The following is a 14,074-nucleotide window of genomic DNA, read 5'->3' as shown; positions in this document are numbered from 1 at the left end:
GAGAATTTATTGCATGACGAAACCCGTGATTGTGATCCACGGTGGCGCAGGGGCGCTGACCCGCTCGGCCATGAGCGCTGAAAAAGAGCAGCGCTATCTGGCCGCGCTGTCCGAGATTGTCGCCAGTGGTCAGCGCATTCTGGCTGAAAACGGCAGCGCGCTGGATGCCGTCACCGAAGCTGTGCGTCTGCTGGAAGAGTGCCCGCTGTTCAATGCCGGACACGGTTCAGTCTTCACCCACGCGGAAACCCACGAACTGGATGCCAGCATCATGGACGGACGTTCACTGGATGCTGGCGCAGTGAGCTGCGTCAGCCATATTCGTAACCCGATTCTGGCAGCCCGCACCGTACTTGAAGTCAGCCCCCATGTGATGTTTACCGCCGACGGCGCGGAAGCCTTTGCCCAACAGCACGGTTTGGAACGGGTTGATCCTGCGTTTTTCTCCACCGACGAACGTCGCCAGCAACTCCATAACGCGCAGGCAGGCTCAGGCCGCGTCATCCTCGACCATGACGGCCAGAGCGACCCTATCGATCCCGATCGTAAATTCGGCACCGTCGGTGCGGTGGCGATCGATTGCGCAGGGAATCTCGCGGCGGCAACGTCAACGGGCGGTATGACCAACAAACAAGCTGGACGCGTCGGCGACAGCCCCATTATTGGTGCAGGCTGCTATGCCAATAACCAGACGGTCGCCGTTTCCTGCACGGGCACCGGCGAAGTCTTTATGCGTGCCGTCGCCGCCTATGATGTCTCGGCGCTGATGGAATACGCCCGACTCACGCTACAACAGGCCAGCGATCGTGTGGTGATGGAGAAACTGGTGAAAATGGGCGGCAGCGGCGGGATGATTGCCGTCGACAAAGCCGGCAACATCGCCCTGCCGTTCAACAGCGAGGGGATGTACCGCGGCTATGGTTATGTAGGAGAAGCGCCCGTCGCCGATATTTATCGTTAATTTGTCAGCACATCGAAACACAACGCCCAACATTAGTGCAACGCACCAATATTGGGCATCAAAATAGTGCGCAAAACCGCCTCATCGCTTATCTATCGACCATTTAGCGCGGGCTTATACCCTAAATAATTCGAGTTTCAGGACAAAACGTTAACGTTTTGAACAACGCAAGGCGTTGACCCGTCAGGGCGAGGGACATTTTATGTTCCTCGTAACGCGGCAAGAGAGGGAGTCCCGATGAGCTTACTCAGGTAAGTGATTCGGGTGACTGACAAATCTGCCAGAGCAGATTTGAACGCTGCTTGCAGCGGCCCCTACGGGGCGAGGTCCACGCAAGTGGGCGGAGTAGCGTAGCCAACGCACATACAACTCGAAGTATGACGGGTATATAACCTGGCGTAATAATTGCAGACTTTTTGGTTATTACTCATACGATGCTTATCAGAAGCATCAGCCGGAGCCTGCAACCATGCGTTTACGCCATATTGAAATCTTCCAGGCCATTGTTCAGGCAGGCACCATCAGCGGCGCTGCTCGTTTGCTCAACGTTTCGCAGCCCAACGTCAGCCGGGTATTGAATCACGCGGAACAACAGCTCGGCTTTTCCCTGTTTGAACGTCGTACGCAGGGCATGATCGCCACCGAAGAAGGGCTGCGACTTATCCCGAAAGTGCAGGAACTTTTCAGCCATCTGCAAAGCATCAGTTCCCTCACCGAACAAATCAAAACCAGCAAGGCACACTCTGTCCGGCTGGGTGCGGCACACGCGTTTGGGCAGATGATCGTCGCGCCGACGCTGGTGGAATTTCATAAGCAGGCGGCATCGGTTAAGGTCGAACTCGTCACGGAACACTTCAGCACGCTGTGCCAGAACATTCTGCAAAATCAGCTCGATTTCGCGCTGATCTTTGGTCAGCAGGTGCCGTCCGAACTGCTGGCGGAGCCGCTATTCCAGTCCACGATGGTGGCCCTGCTGCCGAAAGACAGCCCAATAAACGGCCCGGTATCGCTGGAATGGCTGTGCAACAACAACCTGCTGATGATGCAGCATCAGGATCCGCTCGGTCAGGTGGTACACCGTGCGCTGCGTGATAAAGCGCTAAAACCCGCCGCGTCGCTCTACATTAAAACGTACTCGGTGATTGCCGACATGGTGCTGGCAGGTGGCGGTGCCGGTATCGTCGATCTCTTCACTGCCTGCCGCTATGCCGATCAGCTCAAAATCGTCCCTATCGACCAGCCGCTGCCTTTTGAAGTCACGCTGATCAGCCGTCGTGATAACCCACAATCACAAGCGACGCTGCAACTGAAACAGATGATGAAAAACCGCTGTCGCGAGATCGCCAGACAAAACGAAGCCCTGCTTTACGCCGCCTGACTCACGACAGACGCCACACCACGGACGGTTTTTTCTATCCCCTGCCGGGACGCAACGCTATAATCCCTCCCATCATTTGCTTTACAGGTATGCACCAATGATTCGCAGCATGACCGCTTACGCCCGCCGAGAGATCAAGGGCAACTGGGGAAGCGCAGCCTGGGAACTGCGTTCCGTAAACCAGCGCTATCTGGAAACCTATCTTCGTTTACCGGAACAGTTCCGCAGCCTCGAACCCGTCGCGCGTGAGCGCATCCGCGCCCGCCTGACCCGTGGCAAAATCGAATGCAACCTGCGTTTTGAACTCGACCCGAGCGCGCAAAGTGCGCTGATCCTGAATGAAAAACTGGCAAAGCAACTGGTTAATGCCGCCAACTGGGTCAAAATGCAGAGCGACGAAGGGGAAATCAACCCGGTTGATATCCTGCGCTGGCCCGGCGTAATGTCGGCGGAAGAGCAGGATCTGGACGCGATCAGCGCCGAACTGCTGACCGCGCTGGAAGGCGCGCTGGATGACTTCATCGCCGCCCGTGAAAGCGAAGGCAATGCGCTAAAAGCGCTGATCGAACAGCGTCTGGCGGGCGTCAGCGCCGAAGTCGTCAAAGTCCGTGCCCAAATGCCAAACATCCTGCTATGGCAGCGCGAACGTCTGCAAAGCAAGCTGGAAGATGCGCAAGTACAGTTGGAAAATAACCGTCTGGAACAGGAACTGGTGCTGATGGCGCAGCGCGTCGACGTCGCCGAAGAACTCGACCGCCTCGACGCACACGTCAAAGAAACCTACAAAATCCTGAAAAAAGAAGAAGCCGTCGGCCGCCGCCTCGACTTCATGATGCAGGAATTCAACCGCGAATCGAACACGCTGGCCTCGAAATCCATCAACGCCGACGTCACCGCATCAGCTATAGAATTGAAAGTGCTGATCGAGCAAATGCGGGAACAGATTCAGAATATCGAATAACGATTTACGAAAAATCATTCACTATCAAAAAACCAAGAAGCCTGCGATATCGCGGGCTTTTTTGTTATCATGGGCTATCATGGAGAAACAACAAAGCGCATGATTACCGTGTACACCTGGGTGTACCCCTAGAGCGTATTGATGAATCAAACACAGACGAAATCGGCAGTCACTATCGTTATCGGTTTGCAAAGCGTGATGATATTTCCCGCGTCATTCGACTGGTAAATACCAATGCCGACATTAACGGCCACCAACCACTTACCCAGCAAGAAATTAACCACATCCTGAGCCTGTAACCGGATTACGCCGCCAGCTAACGGAGCCTGATTTTATGACATCAAAAAATAATGGCCTTAACGGTTAGGGATTCGCTCACTCTGAAAACAGCCAGAGCGATATTTCCAGCAATGACTTTGCCGAATTAATCCCAGTTATTTCTGGTCGAATCTGTGGACGTGAAAATAATCTTGTTAGCGCGAAATCGTTACACACAGCGCTAGGCGCAGGGCGTGTCTTTTCCCGTTGGTTTAATGGTCGAGTTTCTCAGTACGGTTTTGTGAGAGGGACAGATTTTGACCAATTAACACCGGAACGAGTGGAAATTACCGGAGCAGGTCGCCCTGAAGTTGATTACACCATCACTTTGGATATCGGCCAGACCAGCGGCAAAAGCTGATTATCTCTTTTTTGTGACTGTCATTCTCATGGCTGGTGTGGTTCCTTATTGTGGGATAGGCCTATCATACAATAATCAGAATGTGGGATATTGAAGCAAACATTCAGTAAATCCAGCGACTAAAACGAAACCCACCAGCGCAAGATACATGGAGTGAGCGATGAACGAGCACCACCAGCCTTTTGAAGAAATCAAGCAAGTTGATGACGAAGGAGCAGAATATTGGTCAGCGCGAGAGCTGTCAAAGCTGCTGGATTACTCAGAGTATCGTCATTTCACTCCTGTTTTAGAACGAGCAAAAGAAGCCTGCCTCAACAGTGGACACAATGTTGATGACCATTTCGAGGATGTCCTCGGTATGGTCAAAATTGGTTCAGGTGCACAAAGAGAATTAAAGGATATAAGGCTTTCCCGATACGCTTGCTACTTAGTTGTGCAAAACGCAGACCCCACAAAGCCCGTCATAGCAGCAGGGCAAACATACTTTGCAATTCAGACTAGACGGCAAGAGTTGGCAGATGATGAAACATTCAAGCGACTCCGCGAAGATGAAAAACGACTTTTTCTCAGGAACGAACTGAAAGAGCACAATAAACAATTGGTCGAGGCAGCACAGCAAGCCGGTGTTGAAACCACTCTGGATTTTGCAATATTTCAAAATCATGGGTATCAAGGGCTGTACGGCGGATTAGACCAAAAGGCCATACATCAACGGAAAGGACTCAAGAAAAGCCAAAAGATACTCGACCACATGGGTTCCACTGAATTAGCAGCCAACCTATTCCGAGCAACCCAGGCTGAAGAGAAGCTCCGCAGGGATAATGTTAAATCGAAGCAAAAAGCCAATGAAACTCACTTTGAAGTGGGAAGGAAAGTAAGACAAACAATCAAAGAACTGGGCGGGACTATGCCAGAGAATCTACCTGCGCCAGAAAAAAGCATCAAACAGCTAGAATCTGCCGCAAAAAAACTGGATAAAAAATAGCCAAAATATAGAGCACTTGATTTTACCGTGTACATAGAAAAAACGCATTATCGCAAACCCGCTTACAGCAAGGCTTTAACCCATCTACTCAATAAACAGATTCAATCGAGTAAATTCTACCCACATCCATTAAATTCTATAATGCCCTGTTTTTAAGGGCATTTAACAAAAACCATCGTCTACTTAATTCTCTCGAAATCTATCAAAAACCACTGCCAAGTGGGGGGTAGATTGGGGAGGATATGAGAAAGATATAGCTCACCTACGCCATAGCAGCGTAGGTGAGTGGCGTAAACTAAGCGACAACAATACCCTGTTCGTCCTGATCGACGGCGAAGCACGCAACCTGCTGCTCGCCGTAGGTTTTCAACTGCGGCTGGAACTGCGTGCAGGTGCTGAAGCAGCGCTGACAGCGGGCGTTGAACGCACAGCCCGGCGGTGGATTTAGTGGGCTAGGTAGCTCACCCGTCAGCTTGATACGCTCGCGGCGTAAATCTGGGTTCAGGCGCGGCGTCGCGGAAAGTAACGCCTGCGTATACGGGTGGCGCGGATTGTTGAAAATGGCGTCTTTGCTGCCCTTCTCGACGCAGCGACCCAGATACATCACCATCACTTCATCAGCGATATGTTCGACCACGGACAGATCGTGCGAGATGAAGACGTAAGACAGCCCCAAGTCCTGCTGTAAGTCCATCATCAGGTTCAGTACCTGCGCGCGCACCGACACGTCCAGCGCCGAAACGGGTTCATCGGCAATCACCACGTCAGGATCTAACATCAACCCACGGGCAATGGCGATACGCTGACGCTGACCGCCGGAAAACATATGTGGGTAGCGATCGTAATGCTCCGTTTTCAGCCCCACTTTCGCCATCATCGCCAACGCTTTTTCACGGCGTTCCGCTTTTGACAACCCAGTGTTGATCAGCAGCGGCTCTTCCAGGATCTGTCCGACTTTCTTACGCGGGTTTAGCGATCCGTAAGGATTCTGGAACACGATCTGGATCTTCTGCCGACGCAGCTTCTGCGCCTCAGGATCCGGCTTCAACAGGTCTTGCCCCTGATAGTACAGTTCGCCATCAGACGGGATTTCAATCATCGTCAGCAGGCGGCCCAGCGTGGATTTGCCACAGCCGGATTCCCCTACCACCGCCAGCGTTTTACCGCGCTCCAGCGTAAAAGATACGCCGTCCAGCGCTTTCACCATCCGTTCCGGTGCAAAAAAACCTTTCTTCACCGGATAGTGTTTTTTCAAATCGATCGCATGCAGTAAATACGGCTGCGATGTGGCGTTCATTTCACTCATCGAGTTGGCCTCCCCGCATCATCCAGCGGTGTATGACATTTCACCTGACGACCAGGAATATCGCGTAATTCAGGTTCTTCCTGACGGCAACGCGCCTGCGCATAAGGGCAGCGTGGATTGAGCAGACAGCCGTTAGGGCGATCGTATTTCCCCGGCACCACGCCCGGCAACGAGGCCAGTCGGGATTTATCCGCCGCAAACTCCGGCAGCGCACGCAGTAGCGCCTGGGTATAGGGGTGACGAGGCGCACGGAAAATATCCGCCGCTTTGCCAGATTCCACCACTTGTCCGGCATACATCACGATGATGTGGTGTGCGGCTTCGGCCACCAGCGCCAAATCGTGCGTAATCAGAATCAGCGCCATGTTCTCACGCTGCTGCAATTCCAGCAGCAGCTCGATGATCTGCGCCTGAATGGTCACGTCCAGCGCCGTGGTCGGTTCATCGGCGATCAGCAGTTTAGGCCGACAGGCAATCGCCATCGCGATCATCACGCGCTGGCTCATCCCACCGGAAAGCTGGTGTGGATACACATCCAAACGCGACGCCGGATCGGGAATGCCAACCTGCGTCAGCAGGTCAATCGCCCGTTGACGACGGGTTTTGCGGTTGCCGCCCTGATGCACCTTGATCGCTTCCATGATCTGGTAGCCCACGGTGTAACACGGGTTCAGGCTGGTCATCGGATCCTGGAAAATCATCGCGACTTCCGACCCCACCAGATTACGCCGTTCTTTCTCAGAAATTTTTGTTAAATCGCGCTGGTTAAATTCCAGCTTGTCGGCCATCACCTTGCCGGGGTAATCAATCAGCCCCATAATCGCCAGCGAGCTGACGGATTTACCGGAGCCGGATTCCCCGACGATACCGACCACCTGCCCTTCTTCCACCTGATAGCTGATGCGATCGACCGCACGAAACGGCAGATCTTCATCACCAAAGTGAACCGACAGTTTATCTACATTGAGTAACGCCATCTCTCTACCTCTGTTACTGCTTGAGTTTGGGGTCGAGAGCGTCACGCAAGCCGTCCCCCATCAGGTTAAACGCCAATACCGTCAGCAAGATCGCCAGACCGGGGAACGTCACCACCCACCAGGCACTTTGCGCAAACTGCAAAACGTCCGACAGCATGGTGCCCCACTCTGGCGTAGGCGGCTGTGCGCCCATACCGAGGAAACCCAAAGCAGCCATATCAAGAATGGCGTTAGAAAAACCGAGAGACGCCTGCACAATCAGCGGTGCCAGGCAGTTAGGAAGAATATTGACGAACATCTGACGTGCCGAACCCGCTCCCGCCACGCGTGAAGCCGTGACGTAATCGCGGTTGACTTCCACCAGCACCGCCGCACGGGTTAAACGAACATAGTGCGGCAGCGCCACGAAGGTCAGCGCTAGCGAGGCGTTCACAATCGACGGCCCAAAGACGGCCACCAGCACCAACGCCAGCAGCAGGCTTGGCAGTGCCAGCATGATATCGACGATACGCATGATGAGTGCATCGACCACACCGCCGAAATACCCGGCGAGTAAACCGAAGATCACCCCCAGCACCAGCGACAGCACCACCACCAGACAACCGACCAGCAGCGACAGGCGGGCGCCGTACATCAGGCGCGACAGGACATCACGCCCGACGTCATCCGTCCCCAGAATAAACTGCCAGCTTCCACCCTCTTGCCAGACCGGTGGACGCAGCAGCGCATCGCGGAACTGTTCGGCGGGCGCGTGCGGTGCCAACATATTGGCGCCAATGGCGATAATCAGCATCAGCACGACATACACCATGCCAACGACCGCCCCTTTGTTACGTTTAAAATAGTGCCAGAATTCCTGTAGCGGGGTCATCGGCTTTGGTGCGCTGTTTACAACAGGTTCAGTGACGTGTGTCATCTTAGCCTTCCCCTTATTTCTTGTGACGGATGCGTGGGTTAACCACGCCGTAGAGCACATCCACCAGCAGGTTAACCAGAATAATCATGGTTGCCACCAGCAGCACGCCGCCCTGAACCACCGGATAATCACGACGCTGCAACGCATCGATCAACCACCGTCCCAGCCCCGGCCAGGAGAAAATGGTTTCCGTCAGTATCGCGCCGGCCAGCATGGTGCCGACCTGCAAACCAATCACCGTCACCACCGGCAGCATCGCATTACGCAGCGCATGCACCACAATCACGCGCAGGCGGCTCAGCCCCTTGGCGCGGGCGGTACGAATGTAATCCTCGCCCAGCACTTCCAGCATCGCGGAGCGCGTCATACGCACAATCACCGCCAGCGGAATGGTGCCCAGTACAATCGCAGGCAGGATCATATGTTCGACCGCATCGATAAAATCGCCTTCCTCGCCCCAGAACAGGGTGTCGATCAGCATAAAACCGGTTAACGGCATACTGTCATCCAGGAAGATTGTGTCGCTGATACGCCCTGAGACAGGCGTCAGATTGAGCTGAACGGAGACCAGCATAATCAGCATCATGCCCCACCAGAAGATAGGCATGGAGTAGCCCGTCAGCGCCAGGCCAACAGAGGTATGATCGAAAATGGAACCGCGTTTGACCGCAGCCAGCACCCCCACCGGGATCCCAACCGCGATAGCAAACAGCATCGCGCAGATACCCAGTTCCAGCGTCGCTTTGAAGCGAGGCACAAATTCTTCCCACACGGGAATGCGGCTCTTGAGGGAGATCCCCAGATCGCCCTGTAACACACCGCCAATATAGTGGGCGTATTGCTGCCAAAGCGGCTTGTCCAGCCCCATTTCAGCCAGCAATTGCGCATGGCGCTCGGCGGAAATACCACGCTCCCCCGCCATGATCATCACCGGGTCGCCCGGAATCATGTGCACGAAGGCGAAGGTCAACAGGGTGATACCAATAAACGTTGGGATAACAAGCCCCAAACGCCGGAGTATGAACTGCAACATATCCCGAACTCTCTATTTATACCCGTTGGCTCGTTGGCCACCGGATTTATCATTGCTCACAGCTAAAAAATCGTCAGGAACGATTTTAAACGTCGTGTGCGACGGCCCGCCGGGTGGCGGGCAGGAAGTCTGCCATAAAAACGTAACGGGCAAGAAACCCCGCCTCCACGGCTCCTCTAACGAGAAACCGCAAGGTCGGGGTTTGTAATGTCCGTGAAAATCGAGTGGCTGACTTAATCCAACGTCACGTTGTTGAAGCTATGCACGCCACGCGGCTGAACGACATAACCTTTCACGTTTTTACGCACTGGCTCGTACACGGTGGAGTGCGCGACAATCAGCGCCGGAGCCTGATCGTGCATCACCACCTGTGCCTGTTTGTACAGTTCAATACGTTTTTCATGATCGGAAATGGCGCGCGCCGGTTGAATCAAATCTTCAAACGGTTTGTAGCACCACTTGGAATAGTTGGAGCCATTCTTAGCCGCGTCGCAGCTAAACAGGGTCGCGAAGAAGTTATCTGGATCCCCGTTGTCACCTGTCCAGCCCATCAGCACGGTCTGGTGTTCACCGTCTTTCGCGCGCTTCAGATATTCGCCCCACTCGTAGGTGACGATCTTGGCTTTCACGCCAACTTTCGCCCAGTCGGACTGAATCATTTCCGCCATACGACGGGCATTCGGGTTGTACGGACGCTGTACCGGCATTGCCCACAGGTCGATGGAGAAACCGTCAGCCATGCCCGCTTCTTTCAGCAGCGCCTTCGCTTTCTCAGGATCGTAGCTGTAGTCTTTAACGTCGTTGTTGTAGCCCCACATGGTTGGCGGGATCAGGTTGGTTGCGGCCTGGCCGGCACCCTGATAGACCGCATTGATGATGGCAGACTTGTTCACCGCATAGTTCAGCGCCTGACGAATCTTGACGTTATCCAGCGGTTTTTTCTCCACGTTGTAAGACAGGTAGCCAACGTTTAGGCCCGGCTGTTCCATCAACGTGATGTTCTTGTCTTCTTTCATCTTCGCGAGATCGGCCGGGTTTGGATACGGCATGATCTGGCATTCGTCTTTTTGCAGCTTGGCGTAACGTACGGAAGCATCTGGCGTGATGGAGAAGACCAGACGATCAACGCCTGGTTTGCTGCCCCAGTAACCTTCAAAGGCTTTGTACAGAATGCGGGAATCTTTCTGGTACTGCTGGAGCTGGAACGGGCCTGTACCGATGGGGTTCAGGTCGATCTTCTCCGGCGTGCCGGCTTTCAGCATCTTATCCGCGTACTCCGCAGACAGGATAGATGCGAAGTCCATCGCCAGGTTTGCCAGGAATGGAGCTTCAGGGCGGTTCAGCACAAAGCGAACGGTGTAGTCGTCTACTTTTTCGATTTTGCTGACCAACTCTGGCATACCCATACCCTGATAGTATTCATAGCTGCCGCCAGAGACTTTATGGTACGGGTGGTTGGCATCCTGCTGACGCATGAAGGAGAAAATCACGTCATCGGCGTTGAATTCACGGGAAGGTTTGAAATCCTTGCTGTCTTGCCATTTCACGCCTTTGCGCAGATGGAAGGTGTAGGTTTTGCCGTCTTCGCTAATATCCCATTTTTCAGCCAGACCGGGGCTGGTATCCGTGGTGCCGTCTTTAAACTCCACCAGACGGTTATAGAGAGGAATAGAGCTGGCATCAAATGTCGTACCGGAGGTGAATAACTGTGGGTTAAAACCTTCCGGGGAGCCTTCTGAGCAGTAAACCAGCGTTTTTGCCTGAACGCCCGCAGCGACGGACATGGCGAGCAAGCCAAGACCGAACGTCAACACCCTTGATTTAATCAGGGATTTTTCCATTACTTGTGCTCCATTGTGGATGATGTTGTGTGCTATACCCGCCATACTCCAAGCTGCATACGCATGAATACTGTCGCTAAAAAAGCACAGTAGTTCATCGCGCCGATCGTCCGTCCTGCATCTTGAAGTCACTGGGGTATGGTTGGCCAAACCTGTATTTTTACGAGCAGCGGTTTGTACCTTGTCGCCCTAAGGCAACATGAAAATAGTGGGGGAAATAAAAGGAGTTACCACAACCGGTGTGTCGTCACGCTATTGGATATAGTCATAATAACTACAACCTAGACCTCAAAACGCCACAACCCGCTCACGGATGCTGGATGAAGACGTAGAATCATTCAGGCAAACCGCTGCTTTCCCCCTTATATCCCTATGACGCCCTCAATTTCTCAACAGATGGCGGTGGCGTCAATATAAGTTGTAAGGATTTACAAAATTTCCTTACATTTTATCAAAAGAGAAAATACAATCTCACCACCTTAAACAAGGTGTATGTTTTGCATTTCAATGTAAAAATAGTGATAAAAACCTATACATTGCTTATAAAAAGAAATTATCACCATTAAAAAAACTATAATCATCGGGTTTTATATGTTCAAAATATGAGCACCGCGCTTTGTTAAAAACGTTAATGGCTGGTGAAAATTCTGATAGTCGATAAGAAATTCTGATATTTACCATGACACTATAAGGAGGTGAATGACTATCTACGCTACGGAAAAAAACTTTGCGATCTTCCCTTAAACGGGCAAGAAGTACGCATTACTTCGTTCAACACACGCTCTGTTTTTACCTGTTCACCACAGTGAGTGTTCCTCTACTTCTCGCCGATGCCAGACACAATGTAACCTCTCAACAAGAGGTACAATGGGCAGACAATGATATTGCTCAATAATTAATTGGATATTTTAGTTAAATAAATATTTTCACTAAAATAAAAACACGCTATTTACTTATTCTCATAAAGTGGTATTTTCACATTGTGATTTACCTCACTTCCTCATTTATCCTCCCTCGCTATAGATTATTTTAATTACAAAAAAACAACGTAAGTTATTTAAAATGGAGTTGCTGATAAGTTCACAAATACGTAATTAACGTATTATTTTTAACATTCACTCATGCTAGATTACCCTCCAACGTGATTCTTTGTTAAACAATATCAATCATTATCTGTCTTTTTGTTACCAATTGATAAAAAACAAAAAAAATTACTTTTCTGCTTTTTTTATAATAAACATTCTGCCGCCATTGGCATGAGTAAAGTTCGATAAATACTGATATCGAAGGGAAAACGTCAATAAATCACGTCGATAGCGATGCACGATTAATATCGTAACGACGTTACGCGGCAGGTATGTCATTGCTTCTGTACCAACTGTCCTAGCAGGGTGAATATAATGAAAAAAATTGAAACTGATATTCTATGTGAGAACGATCTCGCTCTGGCAACACAGACATCGTTTTTCGAAAGCTTTTTTAAAAAGAAAATCGGCTCCGTTCCTGTTGCACTTTTCATGGCGATTGCCGCCATCGTTGCTATCTCTGCCTATGAGGGCTTTTTGCCCAAAAACATGATCGGCGGCTTCGCCGTCATTATGACGATGGGTTTTTTACTGGCGCACATTGGCAGCAACATCCCTGTGTTTAAAGATATCGGCGGCCCGGCGATCTTGTGCCTGATGGTGCCTTCCGTGATGGTGTATTTTGATCTGTTCAATGACAACACCATGAAAACCGTCCACCTGCTGATGAAAGAGGCGAACTTCCTGTATTTCGTCATCGCCTGTCTGGTGGTCGGCAGTATCCTGGGTATGAACCGCAAAATCCTGATTCAGGGGATGGTGCGCATGTTCGTCCCACTGGTCATCGGCACCGCGACCGCGCTGGTAACGGGTTTGCTGGTTGGTAAATTGTGCGGTTACAGCTTCTACCACACCTTCTTCTTCATCATCGTGCCAATCATCGGTGGCGGTATTGGTGAAGGCATCCTGCCGCTGTCCCTCGCCTATTCTGCGATTCTGGGACAAAGCCCGGATGTGTATGTTGCTCAGTTAGCGCCTGCTGCGGTTGTTGGTAACATCTTCGCGATTCTGTGTGCCGGTGTGCTTTCCCGTCTGGGCATGCGCCGCAAGGATCTGAACGGCGAAGGCCGTCTGGTTCGCAGCGATGAAGACAACGCGATGCTTGCCGTACAAGAAGCCCCTAAACCAGTCGATTTTCACCTGATGGGTGGCGGCTTGTTGATGATTTGCGCCTTCTTCATCATCGGTGGCCTGATGGAACACGTCGTTCACATCCCTGGCCCGGTTCTGATGATCCTGATCGCTGTGTTCTGCAAATACGGGCGCGTTATTCCTGCCATCATGGAAACGGGTGCGCACAGCGTTTACAAATTCGTCTCCAGTTCTCTGGTGTGGCCGCTGATGATTGGGCTTGGCATGCTGTATATCCCGCTGGAGAGCGTCGTTGCCGTATTCTCTGTAGGTTACGTCATCGTCTGCGGTTCGGTGGTGCTGTCCATGGCGCTGGTGAGCTTCCTGATTGCACCTTACCTGAACATGTACCCGATTGAGGCTTCCATCGTGACTACGTGCCACAGCGGGCTAGGTGGTACAGGTGATGTGGCGATCCTGTCAGCCTCTAACCGTATGTCCCTGATGCCGTTCGCACAGATCGCCACCCGTATCGGTGGCGCATCAACCGTCATCGCCGCAACGCTGCTGCTGGGCTGGGTTGCCTAACCCAACACGCTTTTCTAATCATAACCACCCGCATAGCGGGTGGTTTGCTCTTGCCCTATAAGGGCTTGTTACCGACTGCGCCTAAATGACGCTGCTTTCTCTTCGTTCAAGCTAAGTGTCTTTGCTACTTTGGCCTACCCCTTGAAGGGGTCTGCGTACTCTTTACTACTCAATTTGTCTGAGAGTAAATCTGACTTCTCTTGTTCTCTGATATATTTCTGGATTGTCGCTTCATTTAGCCCTACCGTACTTACATAGAACCCTTCGCTCCAAAATTTACGGTTGCCAAACTT

Annotated in this window: 11 protein-coding genes and 1 pseudogene; 6 read left to right on the top strand and 6 right to left on the bottom strand. The window is 51.9% G+C overall.

The genetic code is table 11. The features are described from left to right. Positions 1-13: 13 nt before the first annotated feature. The 5 genes from OI69_RS06895 to dinD all read left to right on the top strand — a co-directional run bounded on the left by OI69_RS06895 (position 14) and on the right by dinD (position 4,964). Positions 14-961 (top strand): isoaspartyl peptidase/L-asparaginase family protein, encoded by a 948-nt coding sequence (locus tag OI69_RS06895; protein WP_039347889.1) that lies wholly within the window; start codon positions 14-16, stop codon positions 959-961. 469 nt (positions 962-1,430) lie between these two features. Next, positions 1,431-2,339: a LysR family transcriptional regulator gene (locus tag OI69_RS06890; RefSeq protein WP_039347886.1), complete on the top strand. Its 909-nt coding sequence runs from the start codon at positions 1,431-1,433 to the stop codon at positions 2,337-2,339. A gap of 97 nt (positions 2,340-2,436) precedes the next feature. Further along, positions 2,437-3,300 carry a YicC/YloC family endoribonuclease gene (locus OI69_RS06885; RefSeq protein WP_039278589.1) on the top strand — a complete coding sequence of 288 codons (864 nt, stop codon included), beginning with the start codon at positions 2,437-2,439 and terminating at the stop codon, positions 3,298-3,300. 400 nt (positions 3,301-3,700) lie between these two features. Then, positions 3,701-3,979: an antA/AntB antirepressor family protein gene (locus OI69_RS20190; protein WP_327078724.1), complete on the top strand. Its 279-nt coding sequence runs from the start codon at positions 3,701-3,703 to the stop codon at positions 3,977-3,979. Positions 3,980-4,139: 160 nt separating this feature from the next. After that, positions 4,140-4,964: a DNA damage-inducible protein D gene (gene dinD / locus OI69_RS06880; RefSeq protein ID WP_039347884.1), complete on the top strand. Its 825-nt coding sequence runs from the start codon at positions 4,140-4,142 to the stop codon at positions 4,962-4,964. Between the two features lie 295 nt (positions 4,965-5,259). Here dinD and dppF read toward each other — a convergent pair whose 3' ends face one another. From dppF to dppA, 5 genes are all read right to left on the bottom strand, one after another. After that, positions 5,260-6,270 (bottom strand): dipeptide ABC transporter ATP-binding subunit DppF, encoded by a 1,011-nt coding sequence (gene dppF, locus OI69_RS06875; RefSeq protein ID WP_039347879.1) that lies wholly within the window; start codon positions 6,268-6,270, stop codon positions 5,260-5,262. After that, positions 6,267-7,247 (bottom strand): dipeptide ABC transporter ATP-binding protein, encoded by a 981-nt coding sequence (gene dppD / locus OI69_RS06870; protein ID WP_039347876.1) that lies wholly within the window; start codon positions 7,245-7,247, stop codon positions 6,267-6,269. Before dppD ends, dppF begins: the two co-directional genes overlap by 4 nt. A gap of 13 nt (positions 7,248-7,260) precedes the next feature. Beyond that, positions 7,261-8,163 carry a dipeptide ABC transporter permease DppC gene (gene dppC, locus OI69_RS06865; RefSeq protein WP_039347874.1) on the bottom strand — a complete coding sequence of 301 codons (903 nt, stop codon included), beginning with the start codon at positions 8,161-8,163 and terminating at the stop codon, positions 7,261-7,263. Positions 8,164-8,176: 13 nt separating this feature from the next. Beyond that, the gene (gene dppB / locus OI69_RS06860) at positions 8,177-9,196 is read right to left on the bottom strand and encodes a dipeptide ABC transporter permease DppB (RefSeq protein WP_039347870.1); all 1,020 of its coding nucleotides are present in this window, start codon (positions 9,194-9,196) and stop codon (positions 8,177-8,179) included. A 233-nt stretch (positions 9,197-9,429) separates the two neighbouring features. Beyond that, the gene (gene dppA / locus OI69_RS06855; RefSeq protein WP_039347867.1) at positions 9,430-11,037 is read right to left on the bottom strand and encodes a dipeptide ABC transporter periplasmic-binding protein DppA; all 1,608 of its coding nucleotides are present in this window, start codon (positions 11,035-11,037) and stop codon (positions 9,430-9,432) included. A gap of 1,400 nt (positions 11,038-12,437) precedes the next feature. Here dppA and OI69_RS06850 point away from each other — a divergent pair. Beyond that, the gene (locus tag OI69_RS06850) at positions 12,438-13,781 is read left to right on the top strand and encodes a 2-hydroxycarboxylate transporter family protein (protein WP_039347864.1); all 1,344 of its coding nucleotides are present in this window, start codon (positions 12,438-12,440) and stop codon (positions 13,779-13,781) included. Positions 13,782-13,915: 134 nt separating this feature from the next. On the opposite strand, the pseudogene OI69_RS06845 reads toward OI69_RS06850, so the two are convergent. Next, a pseudogene (locus OI69_RS06845) lies at positions 13,916-14,074 on the bottom strand (IS200/IS605 family transposase); the annotation flags it as partial.

This window comes from Pectobacterium fontis (genome assembly GCF_000803215.1).
GTDB classification, from domain to species: Bacteria; Pseudomonadota; Gammaproteobacteria; order Enterobacterales; family Enterobacteriaceae; genus Pectobacterium; species Pectobacterium fontis.
Note: the sequence above shows the minus strand (reverse complement) of the source record. Positions and strands in the feature narration are given on the sequence as shown.